Origin of the sequence: Streptomyces rapamycinicus NRRL 5491, from assembly GCF_024298965.1 — a bacterium.
In the GTDB taxonomy this organism is placed as follows: Bacteria; Actinomycetota; Actinomycetes; order Streptomycetales; family Streptomycetaceae; genus Streptomyces; species Streptomyces rapamycinicus.
Genome location: NZ_CP085193.1, coordinates 11,816,412 through 11,835,578 on the forward strand (window position 1 = coordinate 11,816,412; position 19,167 = coordinate 11,835,578).

A 19,167-nucleotide genomic window follows, 5' to 3' on the forward strand; every position below is an offset into this window, starting at 1 on the left:
CAGGCGGCCCGTTCGCATCGCTCAGCCTGACGACGTGGCGACGCGTACGCGGTGGCTCTCGCCGTCGGAGAGGAACGACGCCAGTCCCCGGCCCTCCTCTCCGACGGCCGTACGGTCGGCCGAGGAGAGGCGGCCCAGCGGGGTGACGACCACGGTGGCGGCGTCGACCCTCCAGGTCGCGGCGACGCGGCCGTCCACCAGCACCACGCGCTCCCCGGCGACCGACAGGCCGCGGTGGGCGCCGTCGATGATCCGGCCGCGGTCGTGGTACCCGAGGAGCGCGTTGTCGAACGCGGGCAGGAACCGCACCGGCGCGGGGGTGTCGGGGTCGGGACGTGGCGCGTCGGGCAGGTCGAACAGCTCCCGGCCGCGTTCATCGCGGAAGGTGACCAGTTCCTCCCGTATCGCCGCCACCGCGGCCGGGAGCCCGGCCAGACCGCACCAGGCGCGCAGATCGGCCGAGGCCGCGGGGCCGAAGGCGGCCAGATAGCGCCGTACCAGCGCCTGCCCGACCGGGTCGGAGCCGTCGGGAGCGGGCGGGTCCACCTGCCGGCCCAGCCAGGAGGAGAGCAGGACGTTACGCACCCCTCCCCGGGAACGCCACAGGCCGCGCGGCGGTGTCTGCGCCACCGGGACGAGGGCGGCGATCAGCATTTCGCCCAGTGCCCGCGGTGCCGGGGCGGGCCAGCGGTCGGCCAGCGCCCGCACCAGCTCGGCCATCGAGCGGGGCTCGCCGTCGGCCATCACCGCCCGGCCCGCGGCGGCGAGTTCGTCGAGGTCCATCCCCGCCAGCTCGCGGCGGTAGGTCCCGAGCACCCGCTGGCGCAGCATGGCGTCGTGGCGGGCGCGCCAGGCCACGACGTCATCGGCGGTGAGGAGGTGGACGGTGCGGCGCATGAGGTGGGTGCGCACCACGCTTCGCCCGGTCAGCAGGTCGGAGAGGGCGCCCGGGTCGAACGCGCGCAGCCGTGACCAGAGCCCGGTGAACGGCTCCTGCGGTTCCTGCGCCTGCATGCCGCACAGATGCGCGACGGCGTCGCGGACCGGTAGGCCCGCGCGATCGAGCAGCAACTGCCGGGCGAGCGTCGCACGGCCCAGCGCCCGGTTGCCGAGAACGGTCATCGTGCCACCGCGGCGCGCTCGTCGGCCGATCGCCGCCGTAGCGCCGGGCGCTGGACGGACGGCGGGGTGTAGGACACATCGAGCGGGCCGATGTCGGTTCCGGGCGCCACGATCCGGTCGATCCGGTCGAGGACCTCGTCATCGAGGGTGACCGCGGCCCCGGCCAGGAGATCCTCCAGCTGGTCCATGGTGCGTGGCCCGATGATGGCCGAGGTGACGCCGGGATGGGTGATGGCGAAGGCCATCGCCAGGTGGGTCAGCGACAGACCGGCCTCCTCGGCCAGCGGGATGAGCCGCTCCACGGCGTCGAGTTTGCGCTCGTCGGTCAGATGCCGGGGCACCCACTTCATCCGCGCGTTCCGCACCGTGGGCCCGCCCTTGCGGTAGCGGCCGGTGAGCAGGCCCATCGCCAGCGGACTCCACACCAGCACGCCCATGCCGTAGCGCCGGCAGACCGGCAGGACCTCCCGCTCGACGGCGCGGTTGAGGATGGAGTACGGGGGCTGCTCGGTGCGGAAGCGGTGCAGTCCGCGCCGGTCGGCGACCCACTGCGCCTCGACGATCTCCGAGGCCGGGAGGCTGGAGGACCCGATGGCGCGCACCTTGCCGCCGCGCACCAGATCGGTCAGGGCGGAGAGCGTCTCCTCGATGTCGGTGTGCGGGTCGGGATGGTGTACCTGATAGAGGTCGATGTGGTCGGTCCCGAGACGCCGCAGCGACTGCTCGACCTCGGCGATGATCCAGCGCCGGGAGCTGCCGCCACGGTTGGGGCCCTCACCCATCGTGCCGTTGACCTTGGTGGCCAGCACGATGTCGTCACGCCGCCCCTTCAGCGCCTTGCCCACGATGTCCTCGGACTCCCCGCGGGGTCCGTACACATCGGCGGTGTCGATGAAGTTGATCCCCGAGTCCAGCGCCCGGTGGATGATCCGGACACAGTCGTCGTGATCGGGGTTGCCCGCCTGGCCGAACATCATCGTGCCCAGGCAGTAGGGGCTGACCCGGATACCGGTCCGCCCCAGCTCACGCGTCTTCACAGTCGCGCCGTTCCCTTCGGTTCCTTGGCTCTTGGGTTCCGGAGCCGCGCCGGTGACGGCCGTCACCGGCGCGGCTCCGAGCAGATCCGGTCGTCGGTCAGCCGGACTTCTGCCCGTCGAGCGACTCGCGGATGATGTCCGCGTGCCCGGCGTGCTGGGCGGTCTCGGCGATGACGTGCATCAGCACCCGGCGCACGCTGTGCACCGCCCCCGGCTCGTTCCAGGGCGCCTCCGGCAGCGGATGTGTCGCCGACAGATCGGGGACGGTGGTGATGATCTCCTCGCTCCGGGCGGCGACCTCCTCATAGCGCTTGAGGATCCCGGCCAGCGTCTCACCGGGCAGCATCTGGAAGTTGTTCTGGTTGTCGATCGCCCACTGCGGGACCTCACGTGCGGTACCGGCCGCGAGGTCGGCCCAGGTGACACCGTCGGGCAGGTCGAAACGCAGCGCCGAAGGGCCTTCGAGTACGAAGCGCAGCCATCCTTCCTCGACGGCCGCGACGTGCTTGATCAGCCCGCCCAGGCACAGTGTGCTGGCCGTCGGACGCTCGCCGGCCTGCTCGTCGCCGAGCCCGTGCACCGTCTTGGTGAGGGCGGATCGCGCGGTGGCGAGCTCGGCGAGCAGATCGGCCCGCTCGCTGTCGAGCCCGGAGGAGGGCGTGGTGGTGGCGGTCACGGTGATCGGGTCCTTCTGGTCGTACTGGTTGCTCTCTGACGGAGACAACAGTCGCAGGGGAAGCGGACAGGTTGTGGCCGCTACCCGGGGCAGAATGGGAGTCATGCCGAAGACCTCAGCGCGACTGCTCTCACTGCTCTCGCTGCTCCAGGCGCGCCGGGACTGGCCTGGGCAGCTGCTGGCCGAGCGGCTGGACGTCAGCCCGCGCACCGTGCGCCGCGATGTCGACCGACTGCGCGAGCTCGGCTACCCCATCGTGGCCACCAAGGGCCCCGACGGGGGCTATCGGCTCGGCGCCGGTACGGAACTGCCGCCGCTGCTGTTCGACGACGACCAGGCCGTGGCCGTCACCGTGGCACTGCAGACCGCCACCGCCACCGGGGCGGGGATCGAGGAGGCGGCGGCCCGTGCGCTGAGCACCGTCCGGCAGGTGATGCCCGCACGGCTGCGCCATCGCGTCGACGCCCTCCAGGTCACCGCCGTCGACGGCGCGGGAACCAGGCCGAACCCGCAGGTCGGCCCGCAGGTGCTCTTGACCCTCGGCGCGGCCGTCCGCGCCCGCGAGGTGCTGCGCTTCGACTACGCCCCCGTGTCCGCACCGGGTGCCTCCGGCGCCGGCCCCGCCGCCGCTCCGCCGCGCCGGGTGGAGCCACACCACCTCGTCACCCGGGGCGGGCGCTGGTATCTCGTCGCCTGGGACCTCGACCGCGACGACTGGCGCACCTTCCGCGTCGACCGGATCACCCCGCGCACCCCGACGGGCCCCCGCTTCACCCCGCGCGATGTGCCAGGAGGGGATGTGGCGGCCTTCGTCGCGAGCAGGTTCCAGGGCTCCGACGGCTCGGGCGGCTGGCCGTGCCGGGGCGAGGTCATCCTCGCCCTGCCCGCCTCCGTCGTGTCCACCTACACCCGGGACGGAGTCGTCGAGGAACTCGGCCCGGACCGGTGCCGACTCGTCCTGGGCGCGTGGTCATGGCCCGGACTGGCCGCCACCATCGGCAGGTTCGACGCCGACATCGAGGTCATCGGGCCCCCCGAGCTGAGCGAAGCCTTCGCGCGGCTGGCCCGCCGCTTCGCCGACGCCGCGGCCGAGGCACCCAGCGGATCCACGACGCCACCCCCGAGCCGCTGAACGACGCGCGCCGCCCATCCGCTGAGCGCCGCGCGCCGCTCCTCGTGCCTCAGGGCGCGGCGTCGAGATCCACCTCGAGGCTCTCGGTCCCGGTCCAGAACCCGTCGTCCGCGTCCTGCAGCCGGGACGCCGCGTGCCTCAGATGGAGCAGCGCCGCGTCGCGTGCCGCCTCGGCGTCGCGGGCCTCGATGGCGGCCAGGATGGCGTGGTGCTCCTGCCGGACCGCCTCGAGGAAGTCGCCGCGGCGCGCCTCGTTCGCACGCGTGACGCGGATTCCGCCGCGCAGCACCTCGCCGAGATAGCGCAGCGTGGAGAGCATCACCGCGTTTCCGGTCGATTCGGCGATGGAGCGGTGGAAGGCGAGATCCTCGTCCACGCCGTCGCCACCGGCCGTCACCGCCGTGTCGATGGCCTCCAGAGCCTGACGCATCCGGGCGAGGTCGGCCGGGGTGGCCCGGGTGGCCGCGAGGTACGCCGCCTCGCCCTCGATGGGGCGGCGCACCTCCACGATCTGCCGCACCTTGGACTTGGTGTCCTCGGCGGTCTCGGCCTCCAGATCCAGTGGCCGGGTGCGGCGCGGCATCACGAACACGCCGAGCCCCTGACGGGGTTCGACCAGGCCCGCGTTGCGCAGCCGGGACACGGCCTCGCGTACGACGGTCCGGCTGACGCCCAGCTGCTTGACCAGCGCCACTTCGGTCGGGAGCTTGTCGCCCTCGGCCAGCCGTCCGGACTCGATCTCTTCCGAGAGTATCGCCGCGACCCGATCCGCGAGCCGCACGGGACCGCTCACCTTGGAGAACATGGTCTTCAGTTTATCGGCACCTCCCCGGTCGCCCCGGCCGCTACGGCGCCTCCGGCGGATCTCTCCCCATACCCGCCCCTTCCCGTAACCAGGGGCTTCGCCCCTGGACCCCGGGGTCCAGGGGCGAAGCCCCCCCCACGCGGCGAAAGCCCCCCCCACGCGGCGGAGCCGCGTATCGATGCTGCTGGGGGTGGGGCGGGTAGGGGAGCAGCTCGCCGCAGGCGTCAAGATGCGTCGGACGCTCCTAAGAGTGCGCAGCGTTCACGACCGCGTCGGCGTGGTCTTCGGCGTAGGCGCGCACCACCGAGGCGAAATCCGGGTCGGGGGCCAGCCCGAGCGCGGCGGCGCGTGCGTTGTCGAACACGGCGGGCCAGGAGCCGACGAGGGCCTCCACATCGGGGTCGGGCGCGATCGTCACCAGGTCGGCGACGGCGTCGCCGGCCACCTGCCGCAGCGTGTTCAGCATGTCGGCGACCGAGACCGTGAGCGCCGGAAGGTTGACCGGCACCCCGCCGTCGATCCGGCCCGGCCCGGTGCCGCGCTCGGCCTCCGCGACGCGGAGGAGGCCCTCCACGGTGCGCCGTGGCGAGGCCAGTGCCACCTTCAGCCCGGGGTGGACCGGGCAGGTGGCCGGGAGGCCCGCGAGCGGTTCGCGGATGATGCCGGACAGAAAGCCGGAGACGGCCGCGTTCGGTTTGCCCGGCCGTACCGACACGGTCATCAGACGGGCGACGCGCCCGTCCAGGAAACCGCGGCGGGTGTAGTCCGCGATCAACTGCTCGCAGACGAGCTTCTGGATGCCGTAGCTCGACCGCGGTGTGGGCAGGGTGGACTCGCTGACGACCGGTGGCAGCGGCAGCGCGGGATCGGAACCGTAGACGGCGACGCTGCTGGAGAACACCACCCGCGGTACCGGCCCGCCGGCGGCCGACTGGGCCCGTGCGGCCTCCAGCACCGCGCGTGTGGTGTCCACATTGGCGCTCATCCCGAGGTCGAAGTCGGCCTCGCACTCGGCCGAGACCGCGGAGGCGAGATGGATCAGCAGATCCACCGGCTCCGCGAACACCTCGTCAAGACGGTCGGCCAGATCGCCCTGGACGATGTCCACGAGGGGGTCGTCCGCCGCCGGAACAGGCGGCACCACGCGGTCGGCGAGCACCAGTCGGTCGATCGGCGCACCGCGGAACGTCCGTGACGTGAGCAGTGCGGCGGCGACCCGCCGGCCCAGGAAGCCGAAGCCGCCCGTGATGACGATCCTCATGCGTTGTCTCCTCGGTAGTCATGGCGCCAGCCGAGCCCCTCGCTCGTACCGGCGCGGGGGATGTACTCACAGCCGATCCACCCGTCGAAGCCCAGGTCGTCGATGACGCCGAACAGATGGCGGATGTTCAGCTCGCCCCGGTCGGGCTCATGGCGATCGGGTACGCCCGCGATCTGCAGATGGCCGACCCGGCCGGTCGGCAGGTCACGGCGGAGGGTCGTGGTGAGGTCGCCCTCGACGATCTGGCAGTGGTAGAGGTCGAGCTGCACCTTGAGGTTCGGGGCCCCCACCTCCCGTACCACGGTGTGCGCTTCGGACTGCCGGTTCAGGAAGTAGCCGGGCATGTCACGGCCGTTGATCGGCTCGATCAGGATGTCGACGCCCGCCGCGGCGGCCCGTTCCGCGGCCCAGGCGAGGTTGGCCAGATAGGTGTCGCGGTGCTCGGCCGGATCGCCCGAGCCCACCAGCCCGGCCATCACATGCACTCGTGGGCAGCCGAGCTCCGCCGCGTATTCCAGGGCCCGGCCGATCCCGGAGCGCGCCTCCGCCTCGCGGCCGGGCAGCGCCGCGATCCCGCGCTCCCCGGACTCCCAGGCGCCGGGGGGCGCGTTGAAGAGCACCTGCCTCAGACCGTGGTCGTCGAGCCCGCGGCGCAGTTCGGTGGCGTCGTACGGGTAGGGGAAGAGGTACTCGACGGCCTCGAAGCCGTCCGCCGACGCCGCGGCGAAGCGGTCGAGGAAGTCGTGTTCGGTGTACATCATGGACAGGTTCGCGGCGAACCTCGGCATGCTGGCTCCTGCGTTCGGGCCGGGACGTCCCGGTCAGCGGTTGACGACCTGCTTCTTGGTGGTGAGCACCGCGGCGGCTCCCACGACCAGGGTGAACGCCAGGACGTACATCGGGATCGACGCCGAGCCGGTGGCGTCCTTGAGCGCGCCGATCATGTAGGGGCTGACGAAACCGGCGAGGTTGCCCACCGAGTTGATGATGGCAAGGCCCGCTGCCGCCGCGGTGCCGCCCAGGAACGCGGTGGGCAGCGACCAGAACAGCGGAGCGCAGGTCAGCACCCCGGCCGCGGCGATGGACAGCGCGGTCAGGGACAGCGCCGTCGACCCGTTCCACACGGCGGACAGCGAGAACCCGACGGCGCCCATGAGGCTCGGGATGACCAGGTGCCAGCGTCGCTCGCGGCGCTTGTCCGCCGAGCGCCCGAACAGGTTCATCGCGACGAGCGCGGCCACGAACGGCACGGCGCTGAGCACGCCGATCGCCACGTTGCCCTCGATGCCGGTGGACTCGACGAACGTGGGCATCCAGAAGGTCAGGGCGTACTGGCCCATCACGAAGCAGAAGTAGATGAGGCACATCAGCCACACCCTGGGCTCACGGAAGGCGTCCCGGACCCGGCCGTGCACCGTCCGGTGCGCGCTGTCGTCGGCGACCGCCCGTTCGACGACGGCCTTCTCCTCATCGGTCAGCCACTTCGCCTCCCGCACGCCGTCGTCCAGGTAGAAGAGCGTGACGACACCGACGAGGAGCGCGGGGACCGCCTCCAGCAGGAACATCCACTGCCAGCCCTGCCAGCCGTTCACACCCTGGAAACTGTCAATGATCCAGCCGGAGAGCGGGTTGCCGAAGATGCCCGCCACCGGGATGGCCGACATGAACATCGCGATCACCCGGGCCCGGCGGTGCGAGGGGAACCAGTAGGTGCAGTAGAGGATCACCCCGGGGTAGAACCCCGCCTCGGCGGCACCGAGCAGAAACCTCAGCACATAGAAGGTCGCCTCGTTGGTGACGAACATGAACGCCGCCGAGACCAGGCCCCAGCTGATCATGATGCGGGCGATCCAGGTGCGGGCTCCGACGCGTTGCAGCATCAGGTTCGAGGGCACCTCCAGGAGGAAGTAGCCGATGAAGAACAGGCCCGCCCCCAGTCCGTACGCCGCCTCGCTGAACCCGAGGTCGTCGGACATCTGGAGCTTCGCGAAGCCGACGTTGACCCGGTCCAGGTAGGAGGCCACGTAGCACAGGATGAGGAAGGGGACGATGCGGCGTACGACCTTGCGGTAGACGGTGTTCTCGCGGGCAAGCGCGGGCGTCTCGGCCGCCATTGCGGGCATGGGCATGACGGAATCCTTTTGCGGCTCAGGGATTCTGCGATGGGGACGGGGACGGGGGAGAGGGAGGGAACGGGGACGGGGGAGCGGCAGGTCACCAAGTGGCGTCGAACGTGGTCCTCAGTTCGTCGATCGCGTCGGTGGTGAGAGGCCCCGGTCGACGGTCGGTCAGGAGCCAGAGACGTGCCGTCTCCTCGAGTTCTTCGAGGACGGCGAGGGCGGCGGCCGCGTTCGGGCCCCAGACCACGGGGCCGAGCCGGTCGAGCAGGACGGCCCTGATCGGCGTGTGGCCCGCCAGGTGGTCGGCGATCCGGGCGGTCACCAGGTCGGCCACGCGCGGGTCGCCGGGCCGGTGGTAGGGGATGAGCGGAACGTGCCCCACCTTCATCACGAAGTACGGCGTGATGGGCGGGAGTACGTCGTCCTGGCTCCACACCCCGGCCAGGGTGAGCGCGACCAGGTGGGTGGAGTGGGTGTGGATGATGAACCGGGCCGTGGGGTCGGCCGCGTAGATACGCCGATGGAGCGTCAGGGTCTTGCTCGCGCGGTCGCCCGCGCGCTGCTCGCCCCGGGCGTCGACCAGCGCGAGGCGGTCGCGTTCGAGGAAGCCCAGGGCGGCGTCGGTGGGCGTGATCAGATGGCCGTCGCCGATCCGGGCGCTGATGTTCCCGGCGCTGGCGTGCACATAGCCCCGGTTGAACAGGCTCGTGCCCACCCGGACGATCTCGTCGCGTGCCTCGTCCACGGCGGTGTCGAGGAGCTCGGTCATGAGACCTCCCGGTCGAGCAGGGCGAAGGAGTCGGTGAAGAACCCGGGACCGCCGAAGTTGCCGGACTTCAGCGTGATGTGGAGCGTGTCCCCGCCGGGCAGCGCCGCCGCGCACCAGGGCACACCGGGGTCGATCTGCGGTCCGATACGCAGTCCGGTGATGCCGAGCGCCCGGACGACCGCTCCCGAGGTCTCGCCGCCCGCGACGACGAGTTGACGCACACCGCGCTCCACCAGGCCCGCGGCCACACGGGCCAGGGTCCGCTCCACGAGCTCGCCGGCCTCGGCGGCGCCGAGCCGGGTCTGGACGGTGCGGACCGCCTCGGGCGCCTCGGTGGAGTAGCAGAGGACGGGCCCGTCGGCCAGCCGCGCCTCGGCGAAGGCGAGCGCCTCGCCGGACACGTCCGCACCGGCCGCGACCCGCAGCGGATCCACGCTGAACGCGGGACGGCCGGTGCGCAGGAACTCCTGGACCTGCTGGTTGGTGGCGGCGGAGACCGATCCGGAGATGACGGCCCGGTGGCCGCCGGGCGGTGGCAGCTGTGCGGCGGCGTGGGACGGTGTGAACCCCCAGTTCGCGGGCAGCCCGATGGCCAGCCCCGAACCGGCGGTCACCAGGGGCATCCCCTGGACCGCCGCGCCGAGGCGCACCAGGTCGTCGTTGGAGACGGCGTCGACGATGGCGATTCCGGCACCCTGTTCGCGTAGTTCGTCGATCCGGGCCCGGACCGCCGTGGCATCGCGGCCGACCACCGTGTGGTCGATCAGGCCGACCGGTCGCGCGGTCTGCGCGCCGAGCACCGAGACCAGATCGGGGTCGGTCATCGGGGTGAGCGGGTGATGGCGCATACCGCTCGCGCTGAGCAGCACGTCGCCGACGAAGAGATGACCCTTGAAGACCGTGCGCCCGTTGTCGGGGAACGCGGGCGTGGCGATGGTGAAGTCGGTGCCGAGCGCGTCCATCAGGGCCTCGGTGACCGGCCCGATATTGCCGGCGGGCGTCGAGTCGAAGGTGGAGCAGTACTTGAAGTAGATCTGCTCGGCGCCCGCGGACCGCAGCCAGGCGAGGGCCCGCAGCGACGCGTCGACGGCGTCGGCGGCCGGAACCGTCCGTGACTTGAGCGCGATGACCACGGCGTCCGCGTCCACCGGCCGCTCGGCGCCGGGCGGCGGTACGTCGATCAGCTGGACCACGCGCATGCCCGCCCGCACCAGGTTGTTGGCCAGGTCCGTGGCGCCGGTGAAGTCGTCGGCGACGCAGCCGAGTCGGATGCCCATGTCAGGCCCCCGCCGGCTGGGGCAGATCGACCCCGGGGAAGATCTTGATGACCGCGCTGTCGTCCTCGGCGCCCAGGCCGGACGCCGACGCCTGGAGGAACATCTGGTGAGCGGTGGCGGCCAGGGGGAGCGGAAACCTCTCCGGCCTCGCCGAATCGAGGACGAGCTCCAGGTCCTTGACGAAGATGTCGACCGCGGAGAGGGGTGTGTAGTCCCCGGCGAGCACATGCGCCATCCGGTTCTCGAACATCCACGAGTTGCCCGCGCTGTGCGTGATGACCTCGTAGAGCGCCTCGGCCGGGACACCGGCCTTCAGGCCCAGCGCCATGGCCTCGGCCGCCGCGGCGATGTGCACACCCGCGAGCAGCTGGTTCACGATCTTGACCTTCGAACCGAGACCGGGCTGCTCGCCCAGCCGGTAGACCGTGCTGCTCATGGCCTCCAGCACCGGGTCGGCGACCGCGTACGCCGCGGCGGGGCCCGACGTCATCATGGTCAGCTCACCGGCCGCCGCACGTGCGGCGCCACCGGAGATGGGGGCGTCCAGGTAGAGCGCACCGCGCTCGGCCAGACGTCCCCCGAGCTCCGTCGACCAGCCCGGGTCGACCGTGGAGCACATCACGAAGACGGCCCCCGGGCGGAGCCGGTCGGCGGCCCCGTCGGCGCCGAACAGCACCGACTCCACCTGCGCCGCGTTGACCACGACACCGACCACGACGTCCACCGCGGCCGCCAGGTCGCCGGGGGAGGCGTACGCCGTGCCGCCGTCGCGGGCGAAGCCCTCGGCCACCTCCGGCCGCAGATCGTGGACCCCGACGTCGTAGCCCGCCGTCCGCAGGCTGCGCGCCATGCCGAGTCCCATGGCCCCGAGCCCCACCACGCCCACGCGCGGCCGCACCGGCCTGTCCTGGTCGCTCATGCCCCTCCTCGTCCCTGCTGTGTGTATGGGGGAGCGCCGCTGCTTGCTGTGGTGTCAGGGGCGCGAGCGGCCCCGGCCGCCTGCGGCGATCGGGTCATATGATGACCTGAAGACAAGGCTCCCGCATACCGTGACGTCCGTCACATAGGAGGGATGGGTCGGGTGGGACGTGGCACGGCCGGGCGTGGCGTGTCCGGCTCCGGCCGGTAAGGCCGCGCGGACTCAGCCGATGTCGACGGAGGTGCCCGCGGCCAGCCCGTGGTAGCGGGCGCCCGTGCCGGGGCCGTTGTCGCCCAGGAACCCGCCGAGCATCGTCTTGCCGACGTCATTGAGGGCGCCGTCGTGGATGGCGAAGGCGTCCCGTGGGGCCACTTCCCGTACGTAGTCGATCAGCTGCCCGGTGGTCGACCAGGGGCCGTGCACGGGCAGCAGCAGGGTGTCGACGGCGGCATCGGGGACGGTGAGCGCGTCTCCGGGGTGGAACAGGGCGTCGTCGACGAGGAAGCCGACGTTGCCGACCGGCGGGATGTCGGGGTGGATGGGCGCGTGCCACGTGCCGTAGACCTTCACCTCGAATCCCGCCGCGGTGAAGGACTCGCCCTCGCCGACGGTGGTGACCCGGGTGCCGAGGCCGTCCAGTTGCTTGGCGACGGAGGTGTTGGTCCAGATCCGCAGGGCCGGGTTGTTCTCCGCGGCCTTGCGGAGCGCCTCCTCGGAGAAGTGGTCGAAGTGCTCGTGGGTCACCAGGACCGCGTCCGCGCCGTCCAGGGCTTGCGGTTCGGTGAGGCCGCCCGGGTCCACGACCAGGCGGCGGTCGTCCTTGTCGATGCGGACGCAGGCATGGCCGAACTTGGTGAGCTGCATCGTGGGTCTCCTTGTTCCATGTTCCACGGCAAAACCGCACAACCAGATTGTGCAACTAAACTGTACAACATGGTTGTACAACCTGGCTTCATGATCTGAGTAGGGTGGGGCCATGGAAGACGACGCACTGGCTGAAGACCTGCGGCAGGCGGTCGGCGAACTCGTCCGCGCCGTACGGGCCGCCGACACCATGCCCTCCGGGGGAGCCGCCATCCTCGGCCACCTCGACCGCGGTGGCCCGCAGACCACGGCCGACCTCGCGCACCGGCGCGGAGTGACCCACCAGTCGGCCGCCAAATCCGTCAAGGAACTGCTCGGCGACGGCTTGGTGCGCACCGAGCCCCACCCCAGTGACGGCCGCAAGCTCCTGCTGCACATCACCGATGCCGGCCGCACCCGCCTCCAGCGGGAGCGCGCCCTGCGCGCCGGCTGGCTGGGCGCCGCCATCAGCGACACGCTCACCCCCGACGAACAGCGGCAACTGCGGGACTGCGTACCCCTGCTGACCCGTCTGACCGCCCGCATCACCGAAAGGTGACCGGGGGGATGCGCCGGGTTCGGCATCTTCTGGGGATGAATGAGTTATATCCCGGAGGGAGATGCCAGGCATAAGCACATCGGGATTTCCGAGCGCGCTGTGCGGTGGCTAGCGTGAACCCCGACGCCGCCAATGGCGGATTCGAGCAAGCGGGTGGATCGGGGGAGTGGGATGCGGCTGCTCGTGAAGCGGTCATCCGATCAGGTCAAGGGGCAGATCGCCGTTCCGACCTCGAAATACCACGCGCATCGCGCCCTGATCCTGGCGTCGCTCGCTCCCGGGACCAGCCGCATCGTAGGGCTGTCGAACGCGCAGCACATCCGGCACACCATCACCGCGCTGCGCGGCCTCGGTACGCGTATCGAGGTGGACGGGGACGACTTCCTCGTGCACGGGGGCCCGTACCGTCCGCTGCGGTCGCAGGTCTCGGTGGGCAGCGCGGGTACGGCGCTGTATTTCCTCACCGGGCTCGCCTCTCTCGCGAGCGCGCCGGTGACCATCGTGGGGCAGAAGTCCTTCCCCCGACGTCTGATGGGCCCGCTGCTACAGGCCCTGTCCGATCTCGGTATCGACCTCGATTCGCCCACCGGCGGCCCGCCGATTTCCGTACGGCCGCGCCGCCCGAAAGGGGGTCATACGCGTATTGAGGGCATTCTTTCGCAGTGGATTTCCGGATTGCTCATGGTGGCGCCTTTCGCGACCGGGCCGAGCACCATCACGGTGGAGGGCGAGTTCAACGAACGCTCCTATGTGGATCTGACGGTCCGGATGATGCGGCGGTTCGGGCTGCGGGTCGATGTCTCCGAGAACGGGCGGCGGTTCGACATCGAGCCCGGCCAATGCCCCACCCCGGCAACCGTGGTGCTGCCCCCCGATGTCGGCGCGGCGGCCTTCGGCCTGGCCGCGACGGCGCTGCACCCGGCCGATGTGCTGTTCCGGGGGCTGCCCGCGCTCCCCGTGGACCAGGTGGACCACCCCGAGGCGGATCTGCTGGACATCGTCGCCGGGATGGGCCTGCCGATGGCGGCAGACCCGGCGACCGGCATGGTGCGCGTCCGCCACGACGGGATCACACTGCGCCCCGCCCGGGCCGACTGCCGGGCGGCGCCCGACATCCTGCCCGCGCTGGCCGTGCTCGGGGCGCTGGCGGACGGCACCACCGTGTTGGACAACGTGGCCCACGTCAGGCTCAAGGAGTCGGACCGGGTGGCGGCGATGCTGCAGCTCACCAGGATGGGCGCCCGGATCGAGCAGCGCGGGCAGCGACTGCTCTGCCACGGTGTCGAGCGGCTGACCGGTGCCGAGCTGTCGTCGTTCAACGACCACCGCGTGCTGATGGCGCTGGCCGTCGCGGGCACGGCGGCCGACGGCGAGACCCGGCTCACCTACCCGAACGCCTACCGCGGCTCCTATCCGTGCTTCCTCGAGGAGATGAACGGCATCGGTCTGGGCATGTCGGTGGAACGGGACCGGGCGCCGGACCGGAGCCGCACCCGGACTCCCGCCCTCGCCGCGCCCGCGAAGTGATCACCCGTCATGCCGTGAGCCGCGCGCAGGACCGGTGCCGTCGTGCGGCCGGTCCGGAAGGTCGGTGGCGCACAGGCGCAGGACCCGCTCGCGCAGCCATCGGTGGGCGGGATCGACGGTGTTCCTGGGATGCCAGTACATCGACTCGACGAGCCGTGGCAGCGGCACGTCGAGCGCCACGGTCCGAAGACCGATACCCGGGCCGAGCTGGTCGAACAGGCGCCGCTGTATCACCGCGACCATACGGGTGCCGGGGAGCAGACAGGCCGCGTTGGTGAAGTTGTCGGTGGCGGCGACGGCCCTGAGGGGCAGGTTGAGTTGAGCGAGTACGGTGTCGGCGATCGTGGGCTGCGGGCCCCCGATCTGGACGTACGGCAGGGTGCAGAGCTGATCGGCGGTCAGGACGTCACCGACCTCGGGGTGGTCCTGGTCCACCACGGCCACGAACTCATCGGTGAACAACGTGGCGCTGGAGAACGTCTCCAGCTCCTTGTCCTGGATCATGGGCGGCCAGATGACCAGATCGCACTGGCCTCTGCGGAGTTGGTCGACCATGCCGTGGTTCAGCGGGGCGACCTTGATCTGCACATGGGGGTAGGCGGTGTCGATCTCCCGCAGCAGCGGCCGCAGCAGAACGATGGCCACGTAGTCGCTCGCCGTCACGGTGAACACCCGGCGGTCGGTGGTCGGGTCGAAGGCCGCGTTGGCACCCACCACCTCCCTGATCGCCTCCAGCATCTCCGTGACCGGCTGGACCAGCGACTCCGCGAAGGGAGTCAGCACCATGCGACGGCCGTCCCTGACCAGCAGCGGCTCGTTGAAGTGGCGGCGGAGCTTGGCGAGCGAGGTGCTCATCGACGGCTGGGTGACCTCGACGCGCTCCGCCGCCTTGGTCACACTCCGCTCCATCAGCAGGGCGTGCAGCGGGACCAGGAGGTCCATGTTGAAGTTGCTGAGGGACGGTGGCATCGCTCTGAGTCCTCGTCATGATCTGGCCTGGAACGGGCAGCCGAGGCGAGTCCTGTCCGAGCAGGAATCCGGTTCGCGGCGCGTGACGACGGAACCGTACTACGGATGGCACCCCGGCGCAGACGCCTGCGCCGGGGTGCCATTCCGGTGATGAGCCGACGAGGAGTCAGGGCATCAGGACGACAGGACCAGCTTGGCCTTGTGGCCGCTGACCGACCGCACCCCGATGCTCAGGTTGTTGAGCCTGACGGTGCCGCCCGGGCTGGTGCTGCCGCTCAGGCGCGCGCCGCCCGTGGTGGTGGCCGCCATCTTCACGGACCGGGAGCTGATGTGGGTGATCCGCAGCTTCCCGAACCCGAACCGGTGGCTGTCGACCTTGATGCTCGTGGGCCTCGACACGGTGACCTTGCACCGCCCGTCGTAACAGGGCCCGTGGGCGGCGGCCTGCGCCACCGGCGACATCAGGCCGAGTCCCAGCGTGCCCGCCAGAGTCGTCGTCACCGCGGCCGTCGCGGTCCTCCAGCGCATACCGGTACTCATCAGTGGAACCTCCTGGGTCGGGAACGCGTGCGCCGCATTTCTAACCCGCGGGTCCCGGGACCGCTCCCGAGGAGACCCCGCGAATGCGGTGGCGGGCGCGTGGCCGGACCGGGCTCTGGTCACCCCCATGCGACCCGGGCGGCGACCGGCAGGTGGTCGCTGCCGGTTGCGGGCAGGGTGCGGATGTCGCCGACGGTTGCCGAGCGGGCCATGACCTGGTCGATCCGGGCCAGCGGGAAACCCGCGGGGAAGCTGAAGGCGAAGCCCCGCTCCGCCACGTTCATCCGCGAGGTCAGCGGGGCCAGCCCACGGTCGTCGACCGTGCCGTTGAGATCGCCCAGCAGGATCACCCGATCGCGCTTCTCGGCGGCGATGGCCTCGCCCAGCAGACCGGCGCTCTCATCACGCCAGGAGGACGCGAGGCCACTGGCCCGGATGCGCACCGACGGCAGGTGTGCGACATACGCCGCGATCTCGCCGTGCGGGGTGCGGATGGTGGTCCGCAGTCCGCGATTCCACCCCTCCGCGATGCCCTGGGGTTTGATGTCCAACGGCCGGGCATCGGTGAGCGGATGCCTCGACCAGAGGCCGACGGTGCCCCGGACGGCGTGGTACGGGTAGTCCGGGGCGAGGGTCTTCTCGTAGACCGGCAGCGCCGTGGGCACCAGCTCCTCCAGCGCGATGAGATCGGGCTCGGCGCCGGCCAGGGCGCGGGCCGTACCCGCCGGATCGGCGTTCACATCGCTGACGTTGTGCTGCACCACCACCAGGCCACGCGGGCCGGGCTCCGCCCCGGGCAGGAACAGTCCGCCGAAGAGATACGTCCACGCCGCCACCGGCAGCAGCAGTGCCACCAGCGCGAGGGCCGAACGGCGCAGCAGCGCCAGGGCGAGCAGCACCACGACCACCACGCCGAGCCACGGCAGAAACGCCTCCAGCAAACTGCCCACGTGGCCAACGGAGTTGGGCACCGTCCGGTGGAATGCCAGCAGCCCGGCCGTCAGCACCGCCGGCGCGGCGAGCACCCGCCCCCGCGTCCAGGGCGACCCGCCCCGCGCGTCCCCCGCCGCGTCACCCCACCGGGCCCACCGCGCCACCCGGTGCCCGGCCCGCCGGACCGCCCCCGCCCGCACCGGCGCCGTCGTACCGCTGTCCACCTGCTCCACCATGGCTTCCCATCCGTGTGATCCCGCCCCCCCCAAGACGGGCCACCAGGCGGATCGGTTTCCGTGCGCGAGGGCGGCGGCACGGGCCGCCGGATATTCCGGTGACGGTGGCCCACCCGCTCCCTAGGATCGGGTCCTGTGCTCACCCGTCCCTCCTTCATCAGCGACGAAGCGATCGCGCATGCCATCGCCGCGCATTGGCTGCCGGAAGCCGCCGAGGTCGCGTATCTGCCCTGGGGTTTCGGCGCACACCACTGGCGGGTGGCCGGTGGCGGCAGGACCCTGTTCGTGACGTTGGACCAGCTGGAGCCGCGGCATACCGAGGCGACGCTGGAGGCCGCCTACGCGGGGGCGGCGGCACTGGCCGCAGCCGGTGTGGACGTGGTGTGCGCGCCGTTGCCCGCCCGGTCGTCCGGCCGGTTCACCGTCGGCGTCGAGGCGGGCGCGCTCAGCGTGACGCCCTGGCTGGACGGACGGAGCCCCACCGAGGAGGAGGCGAGCCGATTCCCGCACGTCCGCGAGGTCGAGGCCGCGCTGGCCACGCTGCACCGCGCCACACCGCCACCCGGTCTGCGGCACTGGACTCCTCAGGTCGGCCCCGGGTTCGCGGAGGAGCTGCGGGCCCGGACCGCCCGGCCCTGGACATCCGGCCCGCTGGCGGAGGAGGCGCGGGCCGCGATCGCCGCACACGATGCCGCGATCATCCGCTGGACGGACCGCTACCTCCACCTCGCGGACCTCGCCCACTCCCGCCGGGGCCAATGGGTGACAACCCATGGCGAGCCGCACAACGACAACCAGGTCGTGGGCGCGTGCGGGCTGAAGCTCGTCGACTGGGAGTCGCTGGCCCTCGCGCCACGCGAGCGGGACTACGCCGATCTGCTCGCGGCCGGTGCGGGTGACCGGCTGCGCCCCGACCCGGCGATGGCCGAGCTGTTCGCGCTCGACTGGCGCCTTTCCGAGATCGCCGAGTACGCGCGCTGGTTCGCCGCCCCGCACACCGGCACGGACGACGACCACACCGCCCTGGAGGGGCTGTACGAGGAGCTGCGGCAGGTCACCGCGCCAGGGCGGCCCGGGCCACCGTGACCGCCTGCCCGGCGTAGCCGCGGCCGAACAGCACGGTGTGCACCAGCAGCGGGAAGAGCTGGTGCAGTCCGACCCGGTCGGCCCAGCCGTCGGCGAGCGGCGCCACCTCCTGGTAGCCGTCCAGCACCTGATCGAGATGCGGACAGCCGAACAGGTGGAGCATCGCCAGATCGGTCTCCCGGTGGCCACCGTGCGCGGCCGGGTCGATCAGCCAGACCTGCCCGTCGGCGCCCCACAGGACGTTGCCGTTCCACAGGTCGCCGTGCAGCCGGGCGGGTGGCTCGGCGGGTCCGGCCAACTCGGGCAGCCGGTCACATGCGCGTTCGATCACCTCGGCCTCGCCGTGGCGCACCGAGCCGTCGTCGACGGCGCGCCGCAGATAGGGCAGCACCCGGTGTTCGGCGTACCAGCGCGGCCAGTCGGCGCCCGTGACATTGCGCATCGGGGCCATGCCGATGTACGCGTCCGTGGGGCCGTCGGGCGGCGGGGCGCCGAACGCGGGCGCGCTGACGGCGTGCAAGCCGGCCAGGTCGCGGCCGAACCGGGCCGCCGCCCGGACGCTCGGCCGGCCGACCGGCACCTGGTCGGTGACCAGCCAGTGCCGGTCGTGGCCGTGCACCGCCGGGACGCGGACCGCACCGGCGTCGGCCAGCCAGCGCAGCCCCGCCGCCTCGGCCTCCACCGCGCCGGGATCGTCACCCCGCTTGACCATCACCGTCCGCCCGCCGTCGAGGGTGACTTCGGTGAGCATGGCGGACAGCGGCCGCCTGCGGGTCGCCGGACGGCCGGTGAGACGGGCGGCCGCGGCACCGGGATCCTCGCCCGTCCCGGCCCCGGCACGGGCGCTCATGAACCGAGGCGCTCGCGCACCCAGGCCAGCAGGCCGGGCACCGAGGCTTCGATCATGGTCAGCACCTCGTCGAACCCCTCCGGGCCGCCGTAGTACGGGTCGGGCACGTCCAGGTCACCGGTGGCGTCCGGATCGAAGGACCGCAACATCCTGACCCGGGACGGATCGTCGACCAGCCGGCGCAGCGCCTTCTCGTGGCCGCGGTCCATCGCCAGGAACAGCTCGGCGTCCCGGTGCTCGGCACCGACCTGGGCCGCGACATGCCCGACCGGATAGCCGTGCCGTGCGAGCAGTTCGCCGGCCCGTTCGTCGATGGGCTCACCGGCGTGCCAGGGGCCGATACCGGCGCTGCTGACCCGTACCGCGCCGTCGAGTCCCGCCCGGCGCAGATGCTCGGCGAAGACCAGCGCGGCGGACGGCGACCGGCAGATGTTCCCGCTGCAGACAAAGCAGATGTGCACGGCCACCAGGGTAGGGCCTGACTCCGCGGTGGCGCAGGGGGCGGG

20 protein-coding genes are annotated in these 19,167 nt (G+C 71.9%); 4 read left to right on the forward strand and 16 right to left on the reverse strand.

The window, feature by feature from the left end; genetic code table 11:
* Positions 1 to 21: 21 nt before the first annotated feature.
* From LIV37_RS48570 to LIV37_RS48580, 3 genes are all read right to left on the reverse strand, one after another.
* Positions 22 to 1,122 carry a winged helix DNA-binding domain-containing protein gene (locus LIV37_RS48570; RefSeq protein ID WP_020874439.1) on the reverse strand — a complete coding sequence of 367 codons (1,101 nt, stop codon included), beginning with the start codon at positions 1,120 to 1,122 and terminating at the stop codon, positions 22 to 24.
* Positions 1,119 to 2,159 carry an aldo/keto reductase gene (locus LIV37_RS48575; protein ID WP_020874440.1) on the reverse strand — a complete coding sequence of 347 codons (1,041 nt, stop codon included), beginning with the start codon at positions 2,157 to 2,159 and terminating at the stop codon, positions 1,119 to 1,121. Before LIV37_RS48575 ends, LIV37_RS48570 begins: the two co-directional genes overlap by 4 nt.
* A gap of 97 nt (positions 2,160 to 2,256) precedes the next feature.
* Positions 2,257 to 2,835, reverse strand: a complete 579-nt coding sequence (locus tag LIV37_RS48580) for a DinB family protein (protein ID WP_020874441.1) — start codon at positions 2,833 to 2,835, stop codon at positions 2,257 to 2,259.
* A 103-nt stretch (positions 2,836 to 2,938) separates the two neighbouring features.
* On the opposite strand from LIV37_RS48580, the gene LIV37_RS48585 reads away from it, so the two are divergent.
* Complete coding sequence (locus tag LIV37_RS48585) at positions 2,939 to 3,967, forward strand: helix-turn-helix transcriptional regulator (protein WP_185058107.1); 1,029 nt, start codon at positions 2,939 to 2,941, stop codon at positions 3,965 to 3,967.
* Between the two features lie 49 nt (positions 3,968 to 4,016).
* Here the strand turns inward: LIV37_RS48585 and LIV37_RS48590 are convergent, their stop codons facing one another.
* The 8 genes from LIV37_RS48590 to LIV37_RS48625 all read right to left on the reverse strand — a co-directional run bounded on the left by LIV37_RS48590 (position 4,017) and on the right by LIV37_RS48625 (position 11,982).
* Positions 4,017 to 4,772, reverse strand: a complete 756-nt coding sequence (locus LIV37_RS48590) for a FadR/GntR family transcriptional regulator (protein WP_020874443.1) — start codon at positions 4,770 to 4,772, stop codon at positions 4,017 to 4,019.
* Between the two features lie 244 nt (positions 4,773 to 5,016).
* Complete coding sequence (gene denD / locus LIV37_RS48595) at positions 5,017 to 6,033, reverse strand: D-erythronate dehydrogenase (RefSeq protein ID WP_020874444.1); 1,017 nt, start codon at positions 6,031 to 6,033, stop codon at positions 5,017 to 5,019.
* A complete protein-coding gene (otnI, locus tag LIV37_RS48600; RefSeq protein ID WP_020874445.1) occupies positions 6,030 to 6,821 on the reverse strand; it encodes a 2-oxo-tetronate isomerase in 792 nt (263 codons plus the stop codon). Before otnI ends, denD begins: the two co-directional genes overlap by 4 nt.
* Before the next feature lie 33 nt (positions 6,822 to 6,854).
* Complete coding sequence (locus LIV37_RS48605; protein WP_121826489.1) at positions 6,855 to 8,162, reverse strand: MFS transporter; 1,308 nt, start codon at positions 8,160 to 8,162, stop codon at positions 6,855 to 6,857.
* A gap of 85 nt (positions 8,163 to 8,247) precedes the next feature.
* Positions 8,248 to 8,922, reverse strand: a complete 675-nt coding sequence (locus tag LIV37_RS48610; protein WP_020874447.1) for a class II aldolase/adducin family protein — start codon at positions 8,920 to 8,922, stop codon at positions 8,248 to 8,250.
* Positions 8,919 to 10,199, reverse strand: a complete 1,281-nt coding sequence (otnK, locus tag LIV37_RS48615; RefSeq protein ID WP_020874448.1) for a 3-oxo-tetronate kinase — start codon at positions 10,197 to 10,199, stop codon at positions 8,919 to 8,921. The genes LIV37_RS48610 and otnK overlap by 4 nt, the downstream gene beginning before the upstream one ends.
* 1 nt (position 10,200) lies before the next feature.
* Positions 10,201 to 11,118 (reverse strand): L-threonate dehydrogenase, encoded by a 918-nt coding sequence (gene ltnD / locus LIV37_RS48620; protein ID WP_020874449.1) that lies wholly within the window; start codon positions 11,116 to 11,118, stop codon positions 10,201 to 10,203.
* Between the two features lie 222 nt (positions 11,119 to 11,340).
* A complete protein-coding gene (locus tag LIV37_RS48625; RefSeq protein ID WP_020874450.1) occupies positions 11,341 to 11,982 on the reverse strand; it encodes an MBL fold metallo-hydrolase in 642 nt (213 codons plus the stop codon).
* A 112-nt stretch (positions 11,983 to 12,094) separates the two neighbouring features.
* Between LIV37_RS48625 and LIV37_RS48630 the strand changes: the two genes are divergently transcribed.
* Both LIV37_RS48630 and aroA read left to right on the forward strand, forming a co-directional pair.
* On the forward strand, positions 12,095 to 12,520 hold the full coding sequence (locus LIV37_RS48630) for a MarR family winged helix-turn-helix transcriptional regulator (protein ID WP_020874451.1): 426 nt from the start codon (positions 12,095 to 12,097) through the stop codon (positions 12,518 to 12,520).
* Positions 12,521 to 12,691: 171 nt separating this feature from the next.
* Positions 12,692 to 14,047 carry a 3-phosphoshikimate 1-carboxyvinyltransferase gene (gene aroA / locus LIV37_RS48635; RefSeq protein ID WP_020874452.1) on the forward strand — a complete coding sequence of 452 codons (1,356 nt, stop codon included), beginning with the start codon at positions 12,692 to 12,694 and terminating at the stop codon, positions 14,045 to 14,047.
* Here the strand turns inward: aroA and LIV37_RS48640 are convergent, their stop codons facing one another.
* The 3 genes from LIV37_RS48640 to LIV37_RS48650 form a co-directional block, all read right to left on the reverse strand.
* Positions 14,048 to 15,016: a LysR family transcriptional regulator gene (locus LIV37_RS48640; protein ID WP_020874453.1), complete on the reverse strand. Its 969-nt coding sequence runs from the start codon at positions 15,014 to 15,016 to the stop codon at positions 14,048 to 14,050.
* A 174-nt stretch (positions 15,017 to 15,190) separates the two neighbouring features.
* Positions 15,191 to 15,556 carry a hypothetical protein gene (locus LIV37_RS48645; RefSeq protein WP_020874454.1) on the reverse strand — a complete coding sequence of 122 codons (366 nt, stop codon included), beginning with the start codon at positions 15,554 to 15,556 and terminating at the stop codon, positions 15,191 to 15,193.
* Between the two features lie 119 nt (positions 15,557 to 15,675).
* The gene (locus tag LIV37_RS48650) at positions 15,676 to 16,725 is read right to left on the reverse strand and encodes an endonuclease/exonuclease/phosphatase family protein (RefSeq protein WP_121826488.1); all 1,050 of its coding nucleotides are present in this window, start codon (positions 16,723 to 16,725) and stop codon (positions 15,676 to 15,678) included.
* A 135-nt stretch (positions 16,726 to 16,860) separates the two neighbouring features.
* On the opposite strand from LIV37_RS48650, the gene LIV37_RS48655 reads away from it, so the two are divergent.
* Complete coding sequence (locus tag LIV37_RS48655; RefSeq protein WP_020874456.1) at positions 16,861 to 17,811, forward strand: hypothetical protein; 951 nt, start codon at positions 16,861 to 16,863, stop codon at positions 17,809 to 17,811.
* Here the strand turns inward: LIV37_RS48655 and LIV37_RS48660 are convergent.
* Both LIV37_RS48660 and LIV37_RS48665 read right to left on the reverse strand, forming a co-directional pair.
* Complete coding sequence (locus LIV37_RS48660) at positions 17,780 to 18,661, reverse strand: fructosamine kinase family protein (RefSeq protein WP_020874457.1); 882 nt, start codon at positions 18,659 to 18,661, stop codon at positions 17,780 to 17,782. The two genes, LIV37_RS48655 and LIV37_RS48660, sit on opposite strands and share 32 nt — an antisense overlap.
* Positions 18,658 to 19,122 (reverse strand): low molecular weight protein-tyrosine-phosphatase, encoded by a 465-nt coding sequence (locus LIV37_RS48665; protein WP_121826704.1) that lies wholly within the window; start codon positions 19,120 to 19,122, stop codon positions 18,658 to 18,660. The genes LIV37_RS48660 and LIV37_RS48665 overlap by 4 nt, the downstream gene beginning before the upstream one ends.
* Between the last annotated feature and the right edge of the window lie 45 nt (positions 19,123 to 19,167).